The following is a 23737-nucleotide window of genomic DNA, read 5'->3' on the forward strand; positions in this document are numbered from 1 at the left end:
GCCTGCTTCCCCCGGCTCTCCCGGGCCCAAGCAGGCTTGTTTCATTTGTTCTGTGAATGACTTTGCGTTTAGAAATCCCCCGCCCGCCCGGCGCAACCGCACAGCCGCATTTTCTCAATCACGGCCGACTTCAGCGCTTTCTTGGCAGGAACCATGTATTTCCGTGGATCGTTCTCATCCGGATTCTCGGCAAAGACATGCTTGATGGCGTCGGAGAACAGGATGCGCAGTTCGGTAGCCACGTTCATCTTGGCCATGCCGAGACTGACCGCCCGCTTCACCTGCTCCTCCGGAATGCCGGAGCCTCCATGCAGGACGAGCGGAACGTCAACGGCTTCGGCAATGCGCCCGATCCGGTCGAAATCGATATTCGGCGTCCCCTTGTAGATGCCGTGGGCGGTGCCGATCGCGGGGGCGAGCGTGTGCACGCCGGTGCGCTCCACGAATTCGGCGCATTCTTTCGGATCGGCGAGCAGGGCATCGCGTTCGTCGACGACGATGTCGTCCTCGACGCCGCCGACCTTGCCGAGCTCCGCCTCCACGTTGATGCCAACGGCGTTGGCGGCTTCGACAACCTTCTGGGTCATAGCCACATTTTCCTCAAAAGGGGAATGGGACGCATCGATCATGACGGACGTATAGCCCGCCCGGATACAGCTGATAATGACGGAAAATTCGTTACAATGATCTAAATGAAGTGCGATGGGCACGCTGGCGCGGTCCGCCGCCACCCGGGCGGCAGCAGCGATATAATCGGCCCCCAGATGCTTGACGGTCCCGACCGTAGACTGGATAATGAGCGGCGACTGTGCTTCTTCGGCCGCCTCGACCACAGCCTGCAGCATTTCCAGCGTATGCACGTTAAAGGCCCCAATGGCGTAATGTTTAGCCCTTGCTTCTTGCAGTAAAGACGTAGACGAAACGAGTGACATGGTGTTTTCCCCTTCCCGTTTGTTATGCCTTGCTGTCCTGTGTTAATCCGGTCGATCCGGTATATTTATGCTTGGCGTACATGGCACTCCCGGTCACGCCCGCATCGTCGTTGTGCATGGCGGGAACGACCTTGAGCCGGTCGCGGTAATCCGGCAGAATCCGGCTCATCAGCTCCCGCTCCAGCGGCTTCAAAATGCGTTCCCCCGCCAGCGCCCCGCCGCCGCCGATAATGATCATCTCCGGGCTGTTCAGCGAAACGGCGTAGGACAGCGCCCGGCCGAGCAGCGAACCCGCCCGCTCCAGGATGGAAACGGCCAGCGCATCACCCTGATCGTATGCCCGCGACAAATCCGCCGCCGTCAGCTCCGCGAGGCGTTCGCCCGGAAACCAGCCGCTGAGCACCGTCGGCTCGCCGGATTCTATCGCTTTTCGGGCCTGCCGCACCATGCCGGAGGCGGAGGCATATGTCTCCAGACAGCCCGTCAAGCCGCAGGGGCATGGATCGCTGAGCCCCTCCATGACGATATGCCCCAGCTCCCCGGCCATATGGCGGAAGCCGTAGAACAAGCTCCCCTCATTCACCATGGCCGAGGCGATCCCCGTGCCGATCGTCACACCGATGACGTGACCAGTGCCTGCACCGGCTCCATACAGCGCCTCGCCAAACACATACGTTCTGACATCGTTATCGATAAAAACCGGCAGCTGCAGCCTGGCCTTCAGGCGGCTGGCGGCCGGAAGGTCGCGCCAGCCGAGGTTGCCGGCAAACTTGGCGATGCCTTCCTCGGGATCGACCAGCCCAGGCAGTCCGATCCCGGCCGCTGTGACGGTTACGGGCCGGCCGTCCTCCCCGCGGTACGAGGCGACCGCTTCCTCGATCATTGCGGCGATTCGCTCCAGTACCGCATCCGGACCGCGTCCGGCTTCCGTCGGCCGCTTCAGCTTATGAACCACTTGTCCGGCGGAAGATACCAGACCGCATACGATATTCGTTCCGCCGACATCGACTCCCGCAAACACTTCCATGCTGAGCACCTGCCCTTATTTCACAGAATGTTATTTCGCAACATGCACCTGCACCCCGGCTTCTTTCAACCGGCTGCGGAGCTCCTCTCCGGGATCTTCATCCGTAATGATTCCGTGCAGGGCCGCCACGGGCGCCACCTGGAACAGGGAACTGCGGCCGTTCTTCGTATGGTCAAATACGGCGATGGTTCGGTTCGTGCGCTTCATCATGATCATCGCCGTATTCGCTTCAAGCTCGGAATAGGTGCTGGCCCCTTGTTCCGCCGAAAAACCGTCGATCCCCATAAACATGGTGTGAATGTTGATCGCCTCCAGCGTCCGCTCGGCAAGCGGGCCGCACAGCTCGAAGTTTTTGCTGCGCAGCATGCCGCCGGTCAGCACGACCTGAAGGTCTTCGTTCTCCGACAGCTCCATCGCAATATTGACGGCATTGGTTACCACCGTAATATTGCGGCGGTTCTTGAGTGCCCTCGCAATGAGATACGTCGTGGTTCCGCCCGTCAGGCCGACCACGTCTCCCTCTTCCACGAGGGAAGCCGCCATGGCGGCGATTTTTTCCTTCTCCTGATACAGCTTGTTCTGCTTCTCGTGAAATGGAATTTCCCTTCCGGCGGTGATTCCCGCCGATTTGGCGCCTCCGCCCATCGTGCGGATGACCCGTCCCGATTTCTCAAGCGCCTCCAGATCCCTGCGTGCCGTAGCCTCAGAGCACTTGAAGCGGGCCGTCACCTTCTGAAGGGAAATAGAGCCGTGCTGCAGGATGTAGTCCAATATCTGTTCCCGGCGTTCTTCTTTCGATCCATTTCGTTCACTCAAAGCGATTCTCTCCTTATGGTTTAAATTTTGACCACCTGGGTCAAATTCCGCGGGCTGTCCGGATTTCTCCCCTCCCGCAGTGCGGTGTAATACCCGATATATTGAACCAGCGGCATGTACAGCACCGCTCTCGCCTCATCGGACAGCGCCCGGCCTCCGGTCTCGAACACGAGATCCGCAAAGCCGGTGTCTCCGCCCTTATTCGCGGTAATGATGACGACATGCGCACCGTACTCTTTCATTTCCTGCGCTACCTTAATCTCATAGTCCCTTGCGGTTTCCGACAGCAGCAGGCAGACCATCGTTCCCGGCTCGACGACCGATTTCGGCCCGTGCCGGAATTCCATCGTGCCGAAGCTTTCCGTCCATACGCAGGACATTTCCTTAATCTTCAGGCAGGCTTCCTGAGCCAGCCCGTAATAGGATCCCATGCCCAAATATATGAATTTGTTCAGCTCCGGATGGCCGGAAATCAGCTCCTTGGCGGCTTCATCCGCCTTGGCTACCACGCCGGCGCTGAGCTCTGCGGCTTCCTGAAGCTCCTTCAGCTGCTCGGTCTTGCCGGCCGCGTGTGCCATCGCCCCTTGGAGCATAAAAGTCATGCTGCTAAAAGATTTCGTCATGACGGTGCTTTTCTCCTTGCCGAGCGGTGACAGCAAGTATGGAGCGAGCTTCGCCATCGTGCTCTCCTCATCGCAGGTGATGCTGCAGATCGTCCAATCCGGCAGATCCTTCACCGATTCCAGTGCGAGAATAACCTCCGTCGACTCTCCCGAACGGGAAATCCCGACCAGCAGCACACGTCTTCCGGGCGGAACCGCCTGCTCCCGGAACAAAAAGACTTCGGATGACGGATAGGCCGCACCGCTGCGCCCCGTCCATTTGCGAAACGTGGACGCGGCGGTCTGCGCCAAATAATAGGAAGTCCCTGATCCGATAAAAATGACTTCATCAAACGAAGAATTGCCGATAAACTGGGAGATCCACTCCTGCTGCGCTTCGAGCTGCTTCCAGGCAGCCGCAAGCGCGTCGGATTGTCCGCCGATCTCTGGATACGTCAGTACGCCTTGAGTCTGTGCCAATGAATACCCACCCCGATCTCATCATATTGGTAGTATAGCTGTTGTTTCTATTGGAAATTATATTGCAATGCATTGAAATATTCAATCATTATTTTGATATAAAATTGCAAAACAAACCCCGATCAGGATGATGGCCCTCTTATCAAAACTCAACAACTCAATCAAAAAAGGACAAATCCATAATATATGGATTTGCCCTTCCTTTCATTACCTCATATCCATGTTGCCTATTTAAAATGCACGCATAATAGATAAGATTGCGTATAGTTTTCAGCCGTCTATTCCACGAACAGGGCTGCCGCCCCAATAATGCCCACATCGTCTTTCAGCTCAGCGGGCTTGATCGCATAGGTGCCCCGGTAGGGCTCCATGACCAGTTCCCCGGTCTTGTCGCGGAGCGGCTCGAAGAAGGCCGTCCCGGCTCTGCTGACGCCGCCGCCAATGACGATGCAATCCGGATTAAAGCTGTGAATGATGTTCATGAGTCCAAGGCCCGTATAATGTATGACCTGCTTCAGCGTGTCTTGGGCCAGCTTGTCGTTCGTCGCCGCGGCTTGAAACACATGCTTGGCGCCCAGCGGCACGCCTTCCGCTTCGGCCAGCGCGGTCATCTGCGTCATGCCTTCCGCCGCCGCGGCAACCGCCTCGGAAGCCTGGCGGGCGATGGCCGTCCCGGAGGCATAGGTCTCCCAGCAGCCCCGCTGGCCGCAGCCGCACAGCGCCCCGTTCGGGTCGACCACTGTATGGCCGAGCTCGCCCGCGAAGGAGCTCGTTCCCAGGTACAGCTTCCCATCAAGAACCAGGCCAGAGCCGATACCGGTGCTCAGGGTAACGTAAACCATGCTCTGTGACCCGCGTCCTGCTCCGTACACGTATTCTCCCCATGCCGCCGCGTTCGCGTCATTGATCAGCTTCGCCGGCACCTGCAGCCGCTTCTCCAGCTCCGCCTGCAGCGAAATGCCGTTCCATCCGGGCAGGTTCACTCCGTTGCGGATGATCCCCCGGCGGGTGTCGACCGCCCCCGGGGAAGCCAAGCCGACACCGGCGATTTCGTGTTCTCCACTCACTTCCGTTATCGTATCTACGATCGCCTGAATGACCTCATCCGAGCTTTTCAGCCCTGCGGTCGCCTTCTGGCTTCGGGCCAGCATTCTTCCGCTAGCGTCCAAAAGCCCTGTTGCGATTTTCGTTCCGCCGAGATCCACCCCGACGATCATCTTAGGTTGTTTGTCCAATGATTTCACCACAGTAATCGAGTATTTTGTTGTTACCCTGCTGACTTTGCGATGGATTTCACCGTCTGCGCCGCCGCCTTCACCCGCTCGGAATCGAGCGGCAGCAGGTAATTCCCTTCCGCTCTCAGCGCCGAGCCGAAATGGACCTCGGGCACGCCCGTCTTCTGGACGAACTCCGGAAGCCCCGGGACAGTCAAACCGTATCCAGCCAAGATACGGATGCCGGTTCCGGCCGATGCCTCGACCAGTGCTTGGATGCGGTCCGTCGACTCCGGCGCGGCCCGTGGCCCTCCCGAAGTTAAAATCCGGTTAATCTGCGGATACGCCGACAACGTCCGGAGCGCTCCGAGCTGATCGTCGATTTCGTCGAATGCCCGGTGGAACGTCACGTTCAGACCGTCGGCTTCCTTCAGCAGCAACTCCAGCGCCTCAGTATCAATCGTCCGGTCCGGTTTTAACGTTCCAAGCACGATCCCCGCCGCTCCGCACTCTCGGATAAAAGCAATATCCTCGCGCATCGTCAGCAGGTCGTATTGGTCATAGACAAACGACTGGCTGTGCGGCCGGACCATGACATGGACCGGGATGCTCATCAGGCCTACGACCTTGCGGATCATTCCCGGCCCCGGCGTCAATCCGCCTTCCATAATGCCCGTCACCAGCTCCAGGCGGTCCGCTCCCGCATTCTCGGCGACGAGCGCATCGTACAAATTGGTTGCGATTACTTCCAGCTTCACTCCGCAGTGCCTCCATTTTCAGAATTGGCCTGTTCCGTCACAAAATCAGCCAGCAGCCGGACTCCGTAACCGGTAGCCCCCGCAGCTTTATACCCCCGGTCCGACGGGACCTGGGACGTATTGGCCATGTCGATATGGCACCAGCGCGCCTTAGAGGGCACAAACCGCCGCAGGAACAGGGCTGCCATATTGGCTCCCCCGTAAGGGCTTGAGGCCAGATTGGCCAGATCGGCGTACGGGCTGCCCAGGAGCTCCTCGTCCTCATCGACAAGCGGAAGGCGCCAGATCGGGTCGCCGTTCTTGCCGCCGATCCGCATCAGCTGCTCGGCAAATCCGGCGTCGCCCCAAATGCCGGCCACCCGCAGACCCAGAGCATGTCCCACTGCTCCGGTCAGCGTCGCAATGTCGATGATCCGCTCGGCCCCGCTTCGGGCAGCGTGCAGGATGGCGTCGGCCAGGATCAGCCGGCCTTCGGCATCCGTATTAACCACCTGCACGGACAAGCCGTTGGGATAGCGGATCACATGCGACGGCAGAATGGCGCCTGCATCCGGCACGTTTTCCGCGATCGGAATCAGCGCCGTGATTCTCGCCTTCACTTCCAGCCGGGTGAGCAGGTCCATCGCGCCGATGACGGCCGCGGCCCCGCCCATGTCGAAGCGGGCGTCGCTTAAATCCCGGGCGACCTTCAGGTTCATGCCGCCCATATCAAACGTGATCCCCTTGCCGATCAGCGCCAGATGCGGGGCGCTTGAATCGCCAAGGTATTCGATCTCCACCATGGCCGGCGGATGTTTGCTCCCGCTTCCGACGGCCAGCAGGCCGTTCATCTGCCGCTGCTTCAGTTCCTCGCCCTGGTATACGTGAAGCTTCACGTTCCTGCCGGCAAATACGGTCTTGATCCGCTGCACGAAGCTGGCCGGATGAAGATCATTCGGCGCCTCGTTGCACAGGTCCCGCGCCAAGGCGACCGCTTCGGCCCGCGCGCGTCCAAGCCAGGCCGCTTCCGCATAGCTCCGCTCGGCGGCGGACTCGATCCGAATCCAATCGACCTGCCCCTTTTTGTGGCGCGATGTATATTTATCGAACACGTACGTGCCCAGAAGCCACCCTTCGACCCAGGCTACGGCCGCCTGCTCAGGCCATTCGCCTTCCCCGAAAACCTCACGGAGGGCTGTACACTCAATCGACGCGGTTCTTAAGGCCGCCTTGCGGATTTCGCGGCCTGCACCGCCGGCGGCTTCCCGCAGCGCCTCCATGCCGAATTTGTCCCGACTGCCCAGACCGACGACGAGAATATCCTGCTCCCCGTGCCGTCCGTAAAACCAATGGACGGCGCCGCGGCCGCCCATGCCTTCGCGAAGGGTGAGCCCGGAGGCTTCTCCGTCGCTGTCCTCAAACACCGGATAGATCGTTACATCCGCCGGTTGCCCTGTTCCTGATATCAATTCCATCAGCTGTACATTCCTTTACAAGAATTTTGGTTAAGCCGCAGATTATAGGTTCAGATTGGCCAGCTCATGCATCGCCCGGGCATAGATCGCCGTCGAGCGAATCAGTGCATCGATGTCGATATGTTCGTTTCTTTGATGTGCCGAATTGGCCATGCCCGGAAATACCGGGCCGAATGCAACGCCGTTTGCGATATACGCCGCATAGGTTCCGCCTCCGGTTGACAGCAGCTCGGCCGGCTGCCCCGTCTCCGCCTCGTAGACCCGCTGCAGCGCTTCGATCATCGGATGATCGTCCGGCACGCAGTGCGGATGTTTCAAGCTCGGCGGTTCGATCTCAAGGCCGCAAGCCGAAGCCCGGACCCCGATGTTCTCCAAAATATCCGCCTGATTGCCGCAAACCGGATATCTCAGGTTGATGTGAAAATACGATTCTCCTTCCGGATCATACTGCAGCAGACCCGTGTTAACCGTCAGCGGTCCGGTGATCTGGTCTTCCATCGCAATGCCGAACGCACGCCCGTGGACATCGCCGTACATCAGCGCATCGACCGTATGAAGATAATGCTCCGCACCCGAAGGGAACGAGAACTCCTTCAGAAAATGGATCAGCCTGAGGCCCGCATTAACGCCGAGCTGCGGCTCCATCCCATGGGCCGTCTTACCGGTCAGGGACAGGCTTGCCGTCCGCCCTTCAGCATCGATCTCAAAGCTTCCTTTCAACCCTTCCGACGCGCAGTAGTCCTCATAGGCCTTCTGCATCGCATTCAGGCTGCCTGTGTCTCCCGCCACCTCGGCGCGCGCCCCCTCAGGCACGCTGTTAGCTACCTCGCCAGCCGTGAATAACCGCAGCTGGTACTCGAAGCCGGACGAATCGCTGTCCTCAATCCGCTTAAAGAGCAGCCGCGTATTGATCTGCCCTTTCTCGGCCCGAACGATCGGGAAATCGGCATCCGGCGTAAAACCGCAGACCGGCGCCGGCTCCAGCTCGTTATATTTCTGCATGCACTTCCCTGTCCGCTCCTCGTCCGTTCCAAATATGAGGCGGATCCGGTGCTTCAGCGGAAGCCCCATGTCTTTGACGATTTTGAGCCCGTAAAACGCAGCCATCGCCGGACCTTTATCGTCCTCGGCGCCCCGCGCAAAAATTTTCCCTCCCCGGACGGACGGCTCGAAAGGCGGGGTCGTCCATTGTCCGGATGCCGGAACGACGTCCAGATGGCTTAGAACGGCTACATAGTGCTCGGCCGATTCCGGACCGAATTCGGCATAGCCTGCATATCCGTCCAGGTTCCGGACCCGGAAGCCTTCGGCGGCACAAAGGTCCAGCATATATTGAAGCGCCTCCGCGACCCCTTGGCCCATCGGCTGCCCGGGACCGCTGGTATCCGGATCATAGACGCTGTCGATTCTCAGAAGCCCGGACAAATGTTCAATCAGGGCCTCTTCCTGCTCTTCGGCCATTTCATACCAGCTCATGCGCCGGCTCCCTCCTTGCTTAAGCTCATATTTTTGCTTGGATCATACAGATGGCAGGCCACCCAGTGCCCTTGTTCTGCTTCCTGCCATACCGGCGCTTCCGCAGCACACAGCTCCGTGGCAAACGGGCAGCGTGTCCGGAAACGGCATCCGCTCGGCGGGTTGATCGGGCTTGGCAGATCACCCTGCAGCACCATGCGTTCCCGGCCGCGCTCCAGCTTCGGATCGGGTACCGGGATCGCCGAGAGCAGCGTCTTGGTGTATGGATGCAGCGGATTCTCAAACAGCTCGTCGCTGCTTGTAAGCTCGACCATGCCCCCGAGGTACATCACCCCGATGCGGTCGCTGATATGCTTTACCATCGACAGGTCATGAGCAATGAACAAATACGTCAATCCCAGCTCCTGCTGCAGCTTCTTCATCAGGTTCACGACCTGTGCCTGGATCGATACGTCCAGCGCCGAAATCGGCTCATCGGCGATCACGAACCGCGGATGAACTGCGAGCGCCCGGGCGATGCCGATCCGCTGGCGCTGGCCTCCTGAAAATTCATGCGGGAACCGTTCGGCGTGGCTCCGGTTGAGCCCGACGGTCTCCAGCAGGTCGTAGACCATCTGCTGGCGCTCCTTTCGGTTCTTGGCGATGCCGTGGGCGTCAATGCCTTCGGCGATGATGTCCGTCACTGTCATTCGCTGGTTCAGCGAGGCGTAGGGATCCTGGAAGATCATCTGGATGCTCCGGCTCAGCTTCTTGCGCTCGGAGTTAGACTTGCGGCCGTGCACTGCCTCGCCGTCAAAGCTGACCGTCCCTTCCGTCGCTTCATAGAGACGGATCAGCGTGCGGCCCAGCGTTGACTTGCCGCAGCCGGACTCGCCGACAAGTCCGAAGGTCTCCCCCGGATAAATGTCAAACGAGACATCGTCCACCGCTTTCAGAATCTGTCCGCGGCCCACGTCAAAATGCTTCTTCAAATGCTTGACCTCGACCAGCGGTTTTGTCCCCTTCTCGTGCTTCATGGCCGATCACCTCCCGCAAGCGGACTCTGCACTCTCGGCGCCCGGCTGTCCTGCAGCCAGCAGGCCGCGCGGTGCGTCTCCGAGTGCTCTGTATATTCTGGCATATATTCATGGCAAATTTCCATCGCGTACGGGCAGCGTGCCGCAAACGGGCATCCCATTGGCGGGTCGCTGAGGTCCGGCGGCGTGCCGGGAATGGCCATCAGCTCCTCTGATTTCTCATGCAGCTTCGGCATGGAAGCGAGCAGCCCCCAGGTATACGGATGCTTGCCTTCATAAAAGATTTCATCGACCGTACCGGTTTCCACGATTTTACCGGCGTACATGACCGCCACGCGCGACGCCATGTTCGCAACTACGCCCAGATCGTGCGTAATCAGCACGATGGACGTGTCCAGCTCCTGCTGCAGCTTCTTCATCAGCTCCAGAATTTGTGCCTGAATCGTCACATCGAGCGCAGTCGTCGGCTCGTCGGCGATCAGCACCTTCGGGTTGCATGCCAGCGCAATCGCGATGACCACACGCTGGCGCATGCCTCCGGACAGCTGGTGCGGGTACTGCTTCAGCCGCTTGTCCGGGTTCGGAATGCCGACCTGGTCCAGCAGCTCCACCGCCCGCCGGTTGGCTTCCGCGCCGCCGAGCTTGCGGTGCTTCTTCAGCACCTCGGTGATCTGCTTGCCGATCGTCATCGTCGGATTCAGCGACGTCATCGGGTCCTGAAAGATCATCGAAATGTCCCGGCCCCGGATATCCTGCATCTGCTTTTCCGGCAGCGACGCGATATCCTTGCCTTCAAAGCGAATCGAACCGTGTTTGATTTTCGCGGACTTCGCCAGCAGCCTCATGATGCTTTTGGAAGTCACCGATTTGCCGGAGCCGGATTCCCCCACAATCGCCAGTGTCTCGCCCCGGCCCAGGGAAAATCCGACGCCGCGCACGGCCTGCACTTCGCCCGCATATGTGAAAAAGCTGACCTGCAAATCCTGCACTTCGAGCAAGTTGTCCATTCTCTCTTCCCCCTATTTCCGCATTCTCGGATCCAGCGCATCCCGCAGCCCGTCACCCAGAATATTGAACGTTACCATAATGAGGACGATGACAACCGAAGGGTACAGCAGCAGGTATGCCTGCGTATTCAAGGATGCGAAGCCGTCGTTGATCAGCACCCCGAGCGAAGACATCGGCGACTGAAGTCCAAGGCCGATAAAGCTCAGGAACGCTTCGGTAAAAATCGCCGACGGAATCGTGAACATCGTGTTGATGACGATGATGCCGATCGTGTTCGGAATCAGATGCTTCGTAATGATGCGCCCGGTGGACGTGCCCAGCGTGCGGGCCGCCAGGACGAATTCCTGCGATTTCAGCTTCATGATGTGAGCTCGGACCAGCCGGGCCATGTTGACCCAGCCTGTAATGGACATCGCCACCATGATGGTTACGATTCCCGGCTTCATCACCATCATCAGCAGGATGATAATGATCAGGCTCGGTATCCCGGTCAAAATTTCGACGATCCGCTGCATCACATTATCGACTCTTCCGCCGAACAGGGCGGAGATGGCGCCATAGGCAACCCCGATGACGAGGTCAAGCGCGGCGGCGAGCACGGCGATCAGAAGCGATACGCGCGTTCCCTGCCATACGCGGGCCCATTGGTCCCGGCCGAATTTATCGGTGCCGAACCAATGATCGGCGTTCGGTTTTTGATAGACGGCATTATAATCGGTAGTGTAATAGTCGTGATGTCCGATCCACGGACCCACGATCGCCAGCAGCAGCATGATGACCAGGATGACCAAGCTGACGATCGCCGCTTTGTTTTGTCTCAGCCGTCTCCAGCTGTCCTGAAAAGCCGTCAAAGATTTGCCCGCAATCTTCTCCCGTTCGTCCGGCCTTGCGGCGGCCGGCTTGAACAGCGCATCCACGTTATCCATTTGCGTCATGTCCTCACTCCTTTCCCGATGCCAGACGAATCCGCGGATCCACCAGGCCGTACAGCAGATCCACGATCAGCATCACGAGCACGTAGAAGGCGCTGTAAAAAATCGTGATCCCCATAATCGTGGAATAATCGTTCATTTTGATCGAATCGACGAACAGGCTCCCGATCCCCGGAATCCCAAAAATATTCTCAATGACGAGCGAACCTGTCAGCAAATTGACCACGATCGGACCAAGAATCGTAATGACCGAAATGAGCGAGTTACGGATCACATGCTGGAACATGATGCGTGCAAATCCGAGCCCTTTTGCCTTTGCCGTCGTGACGTAATCCTGCTCAAGCACCTCCAGCATCTCCGTCCGCACAAACCGTGCGATCAAGGCAATGACGCCGACGCAAAGCGCGATGGACGGCAGGATCGAGCTGGGATAGCTCTCCCAGAAGGCAACCGGCAGGAGCCCCCATTTGAGCCCGACAAAATATTGCAGCAGCGCCGCGAGCACGAAATTCGGCACCGACACGCCGAGAACGGCGATAATCATCGTGGCGTAGTCCCAGCCCGAGTTATGGCGGTAAGCGGCGATGATCCCGAGGATCATGCCGATGGCCAGCCCGAGCAGAACTGCTTGCAGACCGATCAAGGCCGAAGGTCCGATCCGGCTCATGATGATGTCTTTGACATGTTGTCCGGTGTAAAAAAACGACGTTCCCAAATCGCCTTTGACAATATTTTTTAAATAGTTCACGTACTGCACGCCGACCGGCTTGTCCAAGCCGTAGCTGGCGTAAATCATCTGCTTCTGTTCCTGCGGCAACTGCTGAAGCTTTTCTTCATCGAACGGAGTGCCGGGCAGTTCTTTCATCAGAAAAAAGGTGGCGGTCGTAATAATAAACAAGGTCAGCAGTAAGTATACGATCCGGATGCCGATATACCGTTTCAATGTTGCACCTCCCAATACGCGGGGCCTTCAAAATTTTTCGTTTCGTCCTGGAGCTTGATCCAAGAATAAAGGGAAGGAGAGAAGCCGCGCTTCTCTCCTCTCCCGTCACATGCCCAAGTGAAGCGGCATTACTTCATGCTTGCATATTTAAAGTCAACCGGGTTGCCGTATGGATGGTAGTCCAGTCCTTCGACTTTATCGCTCAGCAGGTAGGAGTATCCGCCGAAGTAGATCGGAACGACCACGACGTCTTCTACCGTCAGAATTTTTTCGGCAGTCAGCAGCATGTCGATCCGTCTTGCTTCGTCCGTTTCTTTCTTGGCGTCAGTGATCAGCGTGTCGTATTTCGGATTTTCATAGTTACCGCGGTACGGTGTGTGGTTTGCCCACAGATCCAGATACGTCATAGCGTCGTCGTAATCGGCGCCCCAAGCGGTAATCGCCATCTGATATTGGCTGTTGTCCATCAGCTGTCCGCGGGCCTTCGCCGTTTTGGTGTCGATCGCTACGTCGATGCCGAGGTTTTTCTTAAACTCGCTCTGCATGAAGGTAGCGACGTCCTTCGTTTCGGAGGTGTCCGCTACGAGCATCGTAATTTTAGGCGCTTTACCCAGTTCTTTGACCCCTTGCTCCCAATAGGATTTGGCTTTGGCCGCATCCGGCGTGATCAGGTCGCCCTGCATTTCACGGAAGCTTTTGCCTCCAGTTGCGCTCATTTGGTCCGGAATCAGTCCTGTTGCGGCTTTGGAACCGTTGTTCAGCACCTGGTCCGCCAGCAGCTTGGAGTCGAAGCCGTATTCCAGCGCTTTGCGGATGTTGATGTTGCTGACACCGTCCGCCTTCAGGTTGAACTGCAGGTACGTCGTTCTGAAGTTGATGCCTGTTCCGAATCCAGGGTCGGACTTGGATGCATTGACATCGGAAGACTGCAGCAGCACGCGGTCAAGCTGTCCAGCTTTGTAGGCGTTCAGCGCCGTACTCTTTTCCTTGATGACTTTCAGGTCCACTTTGTCCACCTTGACGTTCGCAGCGTCCCAGTAGCCGGCATTCTTCTCAAGCACCGCACCGCTGGCGGCATCGACCGAAGTCAGCGTGTAAGGACCGTTGAACAGCATGTTTTGCGGGCTCAGCGCATAGCTTTCGCCTTGGGACTTCACGAATTCCTCTTTCATCGGGAAATACGGGGCCAGCGAAGTCAGTCTCAGGAAGTAAGGCGTCGGCTGCTTCAAATGAACGACCAGCGTCTTGTCATCCTTCGCTTCGATGCCGACTTTGTCCGCCGAACCGCCTTCTGCATACTCGGCTGCACCCACGATGTAGTCCGTCATGATGAAGGAATAGCCGTTGGTTCCGGTTTTCGGATCCATTTCACGCAGCCAGGCGAACTTGAAATCGGCTGCCGTTACCGGCGATCCGTCGCTCCATTTAGCATCTGCGCGCAGCTTGAACGTATATGTCAGCTTGTCTTCGGACAGCTCCGAGCTCTCCGCCATGGCCGGCTGGGGCTCGTTCTTCGGATCGAGACGGTACAGTCCTTCTCCGATATTGTTCAGCACCGTAAACGATACGTCGTCGGATGCCGCCCATTGATTCAGGTCTTTGATTTCGCTTTCCACGGACAGTCTCAGCTCTTTAGATGCCGTCTGCGCGGCATTGCCCGTGTCCCCCGTCGTGCCCGAGCTCGCGCCTTTACTGTCGCCGCCGGTAAACGAGCATCCCGTGAAAATGGCCGATACGACAAGCAGTGTCGCCAGCAAGCTTACCTTTTTCCTTTTCATTGCATGTCCCACTCCTTTATGTCCCCTTTGTGAATGTATGATTGCACCGCCGTTTCCTAAGAAAGCTGCGGGTGAATCCGAATCTCTTGTGCTCATTCATGCTGAAGAACTTCCGGTGCAGCGTGTCAATGGCAATTAGGTGCCTGGTCTCTCCTGCTTCTTCTTTTTACTGCTGCTGAAGAGCTCGGTTCGTGGTCTGAAAAAGTTTGCTGCAAAAGGAGAGCGTTACTTCATTGAAAGCTTACGTTCACTTGCCGGTCAGGGTAAAAGCGGCTCTGCGCTCGCCGACCACAAGGTGGTTGTCATTCTTGATTTCCTTTGGAACCACCGTATACAAACGGTTAATGGTCTCCTTGTTGCTGTATCCGATTTGCTCGAGGATCGAAGCGACGGCGATCGGCCACGGTGTCTCCGAGCCGTCGATCACTTTCAGCGCAAAAGCGACGCGTTCCCGAATTAAAGAGAAGCAGTAGACACCTTTGGCTCCTCCCTTGGCGACGATGTTGTCGTCCCGCAGCAGCTCCGAGCAGATGAACTGATGGCTCGCAATGCTGTCCGGCGCTGCGTGCATATAGCGGACCATGCGCTGTACGGCTTCCCGTGTCCCGGCATCTTGGATCAGATCAGGACAGGCCAGCTTCAGGTATGCCGTGGCGATCGATTTCAGTGGCAGCGCAAAGATCGGAAATCCGCAGCCGTCAACGCCCACTTTAATCTGATCGACCGGATATTCGGCCATGTCCGCGAGCGTGTGAAGGATGTCCTGCTGCAGCGGATGCGAAGGCTGCCAGTAGGTCTCAGTCGGCAAGCCCATCTCCCTCGCCGCGGCCAAAATACCGAGATGCTTGCCGGAGCAGTTATGATACAGCTTGCGCGGCGGCTTGCCTTCCCGCATGAGGGCGAACTTCGGCTCGTCGTTCAGCGGATAGGTCGGGCAGCACAGCAGCTGCTCTTCTTTGAGGCCGGTTTTGACCATTATGGATTCCAACGCTTCAATATGATACGTTTCGCCCCGGTGGGAGGCGGCGAACATGGCGGCTTCCGCGTCCGTCAGCCCGTACTTTTCCGCGATGTTCTGCTTCATGACCGGGATCGCCTGGAACGGCTTGGCCGCCGAACGCAGGAAGGTCATATGCTCCGCATCGCCCACCTCATAGATGACTTTTCCTTGATCCGATACGCCGCACAGCACGCCGAGATGCACGTTCTCCAGCACGCCGCCGCGGTATTCCTCCACCAACGGTTCCAATTTCATACGTCAACACCCGCTTTGTTAAATTTGGTCTGCCTGCTCCATCTGTCTGTCGATGTCCAGGAATAGGTTTTGGGCCAGAATGCCCGATCCGATCACTACGCCGTCGCTCTCCAGCGCCGAGTAGACGATCTGGAAGGTTCCGCGCAGCGGCTCCCACACGAATTGATCCATGCATTTATCCGAAAGGAAGTTCCGGACTTCAGGGAAGCTTTCCACCAGCTTGCCGGTCAGAATTACCGTATCCGGGTTGTATACGCAGGCGATGTTGCTGACCGTGACCGCCACGAAAGTCATGGCCCGGTCCAAAATGCTCGCCGCCCAAAACTCCCCGTCCTTTCTCGCCTGGAACAATTCCTCCAGCGAGCCGATCGGTTTGATTTTGTTAGCCTGCTCGACAAGCGACGCCTCGGCGATATAGGTCTGCAGGCATCCGACCTTGCCGCACTCGCACAGAAGGCCTCCCGGATCTACTACCGTATGCCCGATTTCCCCGGCGCTGTTCGTCTCTCCGCGATAGATTTCCCCATCGATGATCAGGGAGGAGCCGACCCCGCTGCCGAAGCCGATCAGCACCGAGCGGCTCGATCCTCTCGCCGAACCGTATTGGTGTTCGGCGAGTGCACGGACCTTCAGCTCGTTATCCACGGCGACTTCAAATCCGGTCAGCCGCCGGAGCTCCCCGGCGATATCGGTCTGCTTCCAGCCAAGCTGCGCGGACAGTACGACGCTGCCCCCCGCATAGTCGACGATGCCCGGCAGCCCGACGCCGATGCCAACCACCTTGCGGCGGTCGACGTCCTCCGCCTCGATCAGTTCCTCCATGGACGAGGCGATACGCTGCAGCGTTACCTCCGGCGTTTCGCGGGAATCGCGCGTGATCTGCGTGCTGTGGATCACTTTGCCATCCAAGTCCACAATGCCGATCCGGATGCCGCCCCGGTCAATTTCAACGCCCACGGAGAGCACCGAGCCGGGATTCACATGCAGCATCACGGCTTTCCGTCCGACACCGGTCGTCGTCTGCTCGATCTCATGCATAAAGTCCTGCTGATACAGCTCGGAAACGATCCGGCTGACCGTCGTGGGACTCATCCCTGTCAGTCTGGCGATCTCCGCACGGGACAGGGGCGAGCGTTTGCGGATCAGCTCAAACACCGTACTTCTGTTTTTTCTCCGGATATAATCCTGATCGTGCTTCTGCATCGGAGACGGTCCTCCATCTTAATTAATTTCACCTTTGGAGAAAATCTAGGTCGAAAATCGGAACATGATGGATCAAAACTCGGTATTCAGCCATATTCATCCGAAACAGCATCCGACTTTAGTCTTATAATTTCTCCAGTGATGTTATTAATTGAACTTTAATAGAATTGAGATTTCGTGTCAATATATATGTCATGTTTTTGTCGAAATTCGTCTGAATTTCCGGTTTAAAGGAATTCCATCAGGATGAAATGCAAATTTTCAGAGCACCGTTTTCAAGAAAAATGCCAATTAAACCGCTTACTATAACAATTCATGTCAACTTTTTCTTTCAAAAAACAGACCGTTTCAGCCCGTTACAAGTCCCCTATCATACTCGTTACCGTGAAATTTTTTCTGAAAGTTTCTTGTTTTCCTGTTACTATGAAGGAAGAATATTACCCGGACGACGACCGTCTGGTTTGAGAAAGGTTGAAGCTGCAGCATGAATTCTTCTTCTACTACAGATTTGCATTCCCATACAGCGGCAAAGGGCAAGGAACCCTTCCCTGTTTCCCTTATATCGCTGACGGTGGGCGCCTTCGCCATCGGCATGACCGAATTTGTTATCATGGGCATTCTGCCGAACGTAGCCGAGGACCTGAACGTCAGCATTTCCACAGCCGGGCAGCTGATTACAAGCTACGCGCTGGGCGTGGCGGTCGGCGCCCCGATCCTGACCATCCTGACCCACCGGCTTCCGCAGAAGCTGCTGCTCTGCCTGCTGATGGCGCTGTTCATTCTCGGCAACGGCATTGCCGTCATTGCGCCGAACTATACCGTGCTGATGGCAGCCCGCCTGATAACGGCACTGTGCCACGGCACCTTCTTCGGCGTCGGCGCCGTCATCGCTTCCGGCCTCGTCAAGCCGCATAAGCGGGCCGGCGCGGTATCCATCATGATGGCGGGCCTGACGATCGCCAACATTATCGGCGTACCGGTGGGCACCTTTGTCGGCCAGCACCTGGGCTGGCGCGCCTCCTTCGGCGCGATTATGGCGATGGGGATCGTGGCCCTGATCGGTATCGTTCTGTTTATTCCGCGGATCCGCCGTGATAAATCGGCCAGTCTGGGCAAGCAGTTCAGGGCGGTAGCCCAGCCCAAGCTGCTGATCATCCTTCTGGCCTGCGCCGTCGGCAACTCCAGCTTGTTTGCCGTCTTTACTTATATCGCGCCGCTGCTGGAGGAGGTGACCGGCTTCCATGAAAGCAGCGTCACCTGGATTCTCGTCCTGTTCGGCATCGGGGTCACGGTCGGCAATATGCTGGGCGGCAAGCTCGCCGACTGGAAGCTGATGCCCGCGATCCTGGGCATCTTCCTCTCCATTTGCGTGCTGCTGACGATTTTCACCTTTACCGTCCAAAGCCCTGCCGGCGCGGTCGTCACCATCTTCCTGTGGGGAGCCGCTTCGTTTGCGGTCATGCCTGGCATTCAGGTAAAAATTATGAACCTGGCGCAGGAAGCGCCCGCGCTCGCCTCGACCTCCAACCACTCGGCCGGCAATCTCGGCAACGCGTTTGGCGCCTTCTTCGGCGGATGGGTCATCGACGAGATGGGACTCACCTCCCTGCCTTGGATCGGCGCCCTGCTCGTCGGGCTCGCCTTCCTGATCGTGCTGGTTGTCTATATGCAGGAGCGCAGACGGCAGACGGTGCCGGTGGCGGGAACGGTAAGCAAGTAAAGACCGGGCTTGGAGCATGTACTCGAGATTGCAGAGATCAGCAAAAGAACACCTCCCTTGGAAGGGAGGTGTTCTCTTTTTATTACATATCGTTCCCACTTAACGAGCCGACATCATCCAATAATCAGGTTCTGGCTGCAAGCCAAAAGAAACCGCCTCTTCGCCATCCAGCGTTTCAGCCTACTCCGTAAACAACGCGGCGATCCGGTCGTACGCCGGCTTCGGCCGGTGCTGCACATCGAACAGCATCGGCCAGTTTTTGCGGCCGCGCACAGGGAAATTGTCCAGCCACGTGTAATCGTCGGCCGCCCCCCAGAACGTCACCCCGCTGATGACGTCGCGGTACTCCTTCAGCAGGCCGAACACGGCTTCGTACAGCTCCGCCTGACGCTCGAGCATGCCCGGCTCCGGCGAAGCCAGATCGGCCCGCCTGTCATCGAAGCGGAAGACCGACACGTCCAGCTCGGTGAGCTGCAGCTGCAAGCCGAGCGAAGCATACTTCTCGATCGCCGCGCGGATATCGTCCAGGGACGGATCGAACAGGTTCCAGTGCGCCTGCAGGCCAATGCCGTGGATCGGTACGCCTTGCTCCAGCAATGACTTCACCAGCGCGTAAATTTTATCCCGCTTAGCGGGATGCGATTCGTTATAGTCGTTGTAAAAGAGCAGGGCGTCCGGATCGGCGTCATGGGCGTATTCGAACGCCTTGGCGATAAACTCCGGCCCGGCGATGTCCAGCCACTTCGACGGACGCAGAAGCTCCTCGCCTTCGTCGGCGATAACCTCGTTGACCACGTCCCAGGCATAGAGGCGGCCCTTGTACCGCCCCACCACCGTATCGATATGCGAGCGCAGCCGCTCAAGCAGTACGGCCTTGCCTGCCGGCCGTCCCTGGCCGTCCTCGAACAGCCAGTCCGGGGTCTGATTATGCCAGACGAGCGTGTGCCCACGCATCGCCATTTGGTGACCGCCGGCGAAATCGGCCAGCAGATCGGCGTCCTCAAACGTATACACGCCTTCCTCCGGATGAACGCTGACGAACTTCATTTCGTTTTCCGCGGTAATGCTGTTAAAATGGTGCGCCAGCAGCTGCTCCTGCGACCGGATCGTCCGCGGATTTACCGCCGCCCCGATCCGGAAATGCTGCGCGAGGAGATCCTTCAGCGCCTGCTCCGTACGCGTTCCGGTTGACTTCATGACAGGCTCCTTTCTGCATATGGGCGTTAAATTGGACTTTAGTGAAATTCGGCGACCGCCACGATAACCCTTGGGAGGCCACTTAGAGGCCGCTATGCGGTTCCCTCAGGTTTCGAAGATTCCACTGGGCTTTTCCGTTCTTTGACAAGTTACTCCTTCACACTTCCGACATTAAGCCCGACCACAAAATACTTTTGCAGGAACGGATAGACCACCAGGATCGGTACCGAAGCCACAATCGTTACCGCGGCCCGGATCGACAGCGGCGTTACCATCGATACCGCTGATTCCTGCGTCATGCCGGCACCGGCCGCCACGTTCGGGTTGCTGTTAGAGTTCATGCTCGACGACAGCAGCTTCATCAGCTCATACTGCAGTGTACTGAGCTCCTGTCTGGAGGAGGTGTACAGGAATGCGTCAAACCAGGAGTTCCAAGCGCCCACGGCTACGAACAAAGCGATGGTGGCCAGCACCGGGGTGCACAGCGGGAAAATGATCCGCAGGAAAATCTTGAAATCCCCGGCACCGTCAATCTTGGCCGATTCGACCAGGCTGTCCGGAATCGTTCCGATATAGGTACGGATGACGATCATGTTGAACGCGCTGATCATAGACGGGAAAATATACACCCAGAAGCTGTTCAGCAGGTGCAGGTCCTTGATCAGGAAGTACCCGGGAATTAAGCCGGCGCTGAAATACATCGTCAGCACGAAAATGACGGTGATCGGCTTGCGGAAGACGTATTCCTTGCGGCTCAGCGTATACGACAGCATCGTCGTCAGGAAGATGTTCAGCACCGTGGACAGCACGGTCCGTGCCACGGAGATCCAAAACGCGTCATAAATCGTCCCCGACGCAAATACCGCCTTGTAGTTCTGCAGCGTCCACTGTCTCGGCCATAAATAAATGCCGCCGCGGATCGTATCGTTGCCTGCATTAAGCGAAACTACGATCGTGTTCAAAAACGGGTACAGCGTAACAATGACAAGAATGATCATAAATATGGCATTAAACGTATTGAACAGCACCGGCTCGATCCGGCTCGAGCGCATACTTTTGCTTATCGTAACACCAGCCGCTTGCTGCGGGCTGAGTTGATGATTTTCCATACTCATAACAGCCTCTCTTCCCCAAGCCGCTTCGCGGTCCAGTTCGCCACCAGAAGCAGGGCAACGCTCACGACCGTTTTAAAGATCCCGCCGGCTGTGGCAAGTGAATAGTTTCCTTGAGCGATCCCGTATTTCAAGACAAAGATATCGATCGTTTCGGCCCAGTCTACGACAAGCCCGTTGCCGAGCAGGTACTGAACCTCAAAGCCAGCGTCCAGAATATGGCCGATGGACATGATGAGCAAAATGACAATTGTGGATTTGATCCCCGGCAGGGTTACATGAAGCATCTTGCGGTAGCGGCTGGCTCCGTCCATCTCCGCCGCTTCGTACAGCGCGGGATCGATCGACGCCATGGCGGCCAGATAGATGATCGTATTCCAACCGACTTCTTTCCACACATGGGAGGCACCAACGATGCCCCAAAAATATTTTCCTTCGCTAAGCCATAAAATCGGTTCCTTAATCAGATGCAGCTTCATCAAAATATCGTTGATAATGCCGTCGGAAGCCAGCGAGGTGGCTACAATCCCGGTCACGATGACCCAGGACAAAAAGTGCGGCAGGTAAGAAATCGTCTGCACGGTTCTTTTCCAGACGACCTTGCGAATTTCATTCAGCAGCAATGCGAGCACGATCGCCGTCACAAAGCCCAGCACCAGATTAATAAAGCTCATGCCGATCGTATTGCGCAGCACACGTATAAAATCGTCATCGGTAAACAAAAATTTAAACTGCTTGAATCCGACCCAGTCCTGCTGGCTGAAGGAACGCGCCGGCTTGTAGTTTTGGAATGCCATCGTCCAGCCCCAGACGGGAACGTAGGCAAACAGGATAATATACAGCGTCAAAGGAACGGACATCCAGATCAACTGCTGCTGGCTCTTCAGCACAGCCCAGGTCAGCGTCCGCTTCTTCTCTGGCTTCCGGACAGCTTTCTTTTTAGTTACAGTTACAGCCATACGTTTGCTCTCCTCACCATATTCAAATTCCGGAACGGCTTTTTATAAAGCGGAAGGCGCTTTACGCGCCTCCCACTTTCCACAACCCTTATTTGCTCCAATTATCGATTCTCCACTTGATTTGCTCGTTGATTTTGTCCTCGTACGCCTTGACATCCACCTTGTGAATCTGCGAAGTGTACTCGTTCCAGACCGAATCGAAATCGGAAGGGTTCGCCAAGATCGCTTTCGGCAAATACTTGGTGGACAGATCGTTCAGCTTCGTGTTTGCCACTTTGGCTTCCGATCCTTCCACCAGATCGATCGACCAGGCCGGGTAATAAATCGGATTCTCCGGCGGCTCGCTGAAGAAATCGACGTAGCTATTAAAGCCGTAGGCTTCCAGGAACTTTTTGTCGTAATCGTTCAGGCCGGCCTTGTATTCTTCCGGCTGTGCAGCGGCGTCGGTGGAGTTGCCGTCGCTGAAGCTTCCTTCGATTTTCGGGAGGTTTCCGAAAAGCGCGTCGGCTTTATTTGCCAGTTTCCATGTTCCATCCGACTGCTTATCGCGCTGTTCCTGCGTTCTCATGAACCGGCCCTGGTCATTGACGATGTAATCCTCGCCTTCGATGCCCCAAGTGAATGTCTTCTGCCAGTCCTCGGTGATCAGGGTGTCCAGCAGCTTAATGATCTTCACCGGATCCTTGGCGTTTACGCTGATGCCGAAGCCGTTGTTCAGGTTGAGCGGCGCGCGGTCGCGATAGTAATCCTTCGTGCTCTCATCGTACACGATTGGAAGTCCCACATACGTCCGGTTAAACTTCTTTTGGGTGATCAGCGAGTTCTCGGCATTCTGGAAGTTCCAGTGCTGGTCGAACATGCCGAGCACCGTACCACTGGACAGCTTTGCCAGGTACTGGTCATAGTTCTGTACGAACGTCTCTTTATCGATCAGCCCCTGCTCATTCATCTGGTTCAGCTTCTGGTAATACTGCTTGGCGTAATCCTTATCGGCAAAAATTTCGGCTGCGCCGTTATTCACGACCACGCCGCCGTCGTTCGGATGACCGATCAGATGCTGAGGCGGATTAAAGAGTCCCCAGTTTCTCCAGTCGTAGTTCAAAATTTCAAAACCGATCGTCGGGCTGCCGTCGATGGTCGGATGCTTCGCCTTGTACTTGGCGATCAGGTCGAAGTATTCGTCCAGCGTTCTCACTTTCGGATACCCGGCCTCAGCCAGCACGTCCTTCTGAACCCAGAACGCTGGCCCGGCGTACCAGGAACTGTTCAGCTTGCCGTTAAATACGCCGTAGTTCGGCAAAATATAAATGTGCCCGTCGTTCGGGTCTTTCATCATGTTCCAATAGGCTTCATAATGCTTTTTTAAGTTCGGCGCATACTTCTCGATCAAATCCTCCAGCGGAATATAAGCGCCTGCCGCCGTCAGCTTTGTGTTCCCGGTCATCAGATCCGGGTAGTCGGATCCGGCGATCATCACGCCCAGCTTCTGGTTAATATCGCCCGCCAAAAATTCAAAATTAAACGTAGCGCCCGTCTCTTCTTTGATCTTCTTGTAAATCTTGTTGTCCGGAGTGGGCTGCTGTCCGGCTTCTCCGATGAAGACACTCACGTTAAACGGCTCCACTTTTCCGTCACTGCTGCTGCCGCCATTATCGGTCGCAGTCTGTCCGGTTGCGCTGCCAGCGTTGTCCGCGCTGTTATCTTTGCCTCCACCGCAGCCCGACAAGATCACGCTGAACGTCATCGCCATGAGAATGCCGAGTCGAAACAGCGGTTTAAACCTTCCCCCCATGTAAAGCACCTCCGTCAAATTTTAGCCACACCAAGCTTGTTTGTAAGCCTTTTCATGTAACTG

General features: G+C 56.9%; 20 protein-coding genes. 1 reads left to right on the forward strand and 19 read right to left on the reverse strand.

The features are described 5' to 3' along the window. Positions 1–68 precede the first annotated feature (68 nt). The 15 genes from fba to FHS19_RS19225 all read right to left on the reverse strand — a co-directional run bounded on the left by fba (position 69) and on the right by FHS19_RS19225 (position 16894). Positions 69–932 (reverse strand): class II fructose-1,6-bisphosphate aldolase, encoded by an 864-nt coding sequence (gene fba / locus FHS19_RS19155; RefSeq protein WP_183583433.1) that lies wholly within the window; start codon positions 930–932, stop codon positions 69–71. A gap of 22 nt (positions 933–954) precedes the next feature. Next, positions 955–1959, reverse strand: coding sequence for an ROK family protein (locus FHS19_RS19160; RefSeq protein WP_183583434.1), 1005 nt, complete (start codon positions 1957–1959; stop codon positions 955–957). A 30-nt stretch (positions 1960–1989) separates the two neighbouring features. Further along, positions 1990–2775, reverse strand: a complete 786-nt coding sequence (locus tag FHS19_RS19165; RefSeq protein ID WP_183583435.1) for a DeoR/GlpR family DNA-binding transcription regulator — start codon at positions 2773–2775, stop codon at positions 1990–1992. 20 nt (positions 2776–2795) lie between these two features. Beyond that, positions 2796–3857 carry an SIS domain-containing protein gene (locus FHS19_RS19170; protein WP_183583436.1) on the reverse strand — a complete coding sequence of 354 codons (1062 nt, stop codon included), beginning with the start codon at positions 3855–3857 and terminating at the stop codon, positions 2796–2798. A 278-nt stretch (positions 3858–4135) separates the two neighbouring features. Then, positions 4136–5092: an ROK family protein gene (locus FHS19_RS19175; RefSeq protein ID WP_246426689.1), complete on the reverse strand. Its 957-nt coding sequence runs from the start codon at positions 5090–5092 to the stop codon at positions 4136–4138. A 32-nt stretch (positions 5093–5124) separates the two neighbouring features. Continuing rightward, positions 5125–5829 carry a copper homeostasis protein CutC gene (locus FHS19_RS19180; RefSeq protein ID WP_183583438.1) on the reverse strand — a complete coding sequence of 235 codons (705 nt, stop codon included), beginning with the start codon at positions 5827–5829 and terminating at the stop codon, positions 5125–5127. Beyond that, complete coding sequence (locus FHS19_RS19185; RefSeq protein ID WP_183583439.1) at positions 5826–7283, reverse strand: leucyl aminopeptidase family protein; 1458 nt, start codon at positions 7281–7283, stop codon at positions 5826–5828. The genes FHS19_RS19180 and FHS19_RS19185 overlap by 4 nt, the downstream gene beginning before the upstream one ends. Positions 7284–7325: 42 nt before the next feature. Beyond that, positions 7326–8759, reverse strand: coding sequence for a dipeptidase PepV (gene pepV / locus FHS19_RS19190; RefSeq protein ID WP_183583440.1), 1434 nt, complete (start codon positions 8757–8759; stop codon positions 7326–7328). Continuing rightward, entirely contained in the window at positions 8756–9775 is a 1020-nt protein-coding gene (locus tag FHS19_RS19195; protein ID WP_183583441.1) for an ABC transporter ATP-binding protein, read from the reverse strand. The genes pepV and FHS19_RS19195 overlap by 4 nt, the downstream gene beginning before the upstream one ends. Next, complete coding sequence (locus FHS19_RS19200) at positions 9772–10782, reverse strand: ABC transporter ATP-binding protein (protein ID WP_183583442.1); 1011 nt, start codon at positions 10780–10782, stop codon at positions 9772–9774. The genes FHS19_RS19195 and FHS19_RS19200 overlap by 4 nt, the downstream gene beginning before the upstream one ends. A 12-nt stretch (positions 10783–10794) precedes the next feature. Next, on the reverse strand, positions 10795–11709 hold the full coding sequence (locus FHS19_RS19205; protein ID WP_246426743.1) for an ABC transporter permease: 915 nt from the start codon (positions 11707–11709) through the stop codon (positions 10795–10797). Between the two features lie 13 nt (positions 11710–11722). Continuing rightward, positions 11723–12658, reverse strand: coding sequence for an ABC transporter permease (locus FHS19_RS19210; protein ID WP_183583444.1), 936 nt, complete (start codon positions 12656–12658; stop codon positions 11723–11725). Between the two features lie 128 nt (positions 12659–12786). After that, positions 12787–14436: a peptide ABC transporter substrate-binding protein gene (locus FHS19_RS19215; RefSeq protein ID WP_183583445.1), complete on the reverse strand. Its 1650-nt coding sequence runs from the start codon at positions 14434–14436 to the stop codon at positions 12787–12789. 247 nt (positions 14437–14683) lie between these two features. Next, the gene (locus FHS19_RS19220; protein WP_183583446.1) at positions 14684–15691 is read right to left on the reverse strand and encodes an asparaginase; all 1008 of its coding nucleotides are present in this window, start codon (positions 15689–15691) and stop codon (positions 14684–14686) included. Between the two features lie 18 nt (positions 15692–15709). Further along, positions 15710–16894 (reverse strand): ROK family transcriptional regulator, encoded by a 1185-nt coding sequence (locus FHS19_RS19225; protein WP_183583447.1) that lies wholly within the window; start codon positions 16892–16894, stop codon positions 15710–15712. Positions 16895–17378: 484 nt separating this feature from the next. Between FHS19_RS19225 and FHS19_RS19230 the strand changes: the two genes are divergently transcribed. Further along, positions 17379–18614 carry an MFS transporter gene (locus FHS19_RS19230; RefSeq protein ID WP_183583448.1) on the forward strand — a complete coding sequence of 412 codons (1236 nt, stop codon included), beginning with the start codon at positions 17379–17381 and terminating at the stop codon, positions 18612–18614. A gap of 180 nt (positions 18615–18794) precedes the next feature. On the opposite strand, the gene FHS19_RS19235 is transcribed toward FHS19_RS19230, so the two are convergent. The 4 genes from FHS19_RS19235 to FHS19_RS19250 all read right to left on the reverse strand — a co-directional run bounded on the left by FHS19_RS19235 (position 18795) and on the right by FHS19_RS19250 (position 23674). Next, positions 18795–19811 (reverse strand): endo-1,4-beta-xylanase, encoded by a 1017-nt coding sequence (locus FHS19_RS19235; protein WP_183583449.1) that lies wholly within the window; start codon positions 19809–19811, stop codon positions 18795–18797. A gap of 149 nt (positions 19812–19960) precedes the next feature. Next, the gene (locus FHS19_RS19240; protein WP_376771941.1) at positions 19961–20863 is read right to left on the reverse strand and encodes a carbohydrate ABC transporter permease; all 903 of its coding nucleotides are present in this window, start codon (positions 20861–20863) and stop codon (positions 19961–19963) included. Positions 20864–20922: 59 nt separating this feature from the next. Beyond that, positions 20923–21882, reverse strand: coding sequence for an ABC transporter permease (locus FHS19_RS19245; RefSeq protein WP_183583450.1), 960 nt, complete (start codon positions 21880–21882; stop codon positions 20923–20925). 88 nt (positions 21883–21970) lie between these two features. After that, positions 21971–23674, reverse strand: a complete 1704-nt coding sequence (locus FHS19_RS19250; protein ID WP_183583451.1) for an ABC transporter substrate-binding protein — start codon at positions 23672–23674, stop codon at positions 21971–21973. Positions 23675–23737: the final 63 nt, after the last annotated feature.

Source organism: Paenibacillus rhizosphaerae, from assembly GCF_014192015.1.
Lineage (GTDB): Bacteria > Bacillota > Bacilli > Paenibacillales > Paenibacillaceae > Paenibacillus_AQ > Paenibacillus_AQ rhizosphaerae.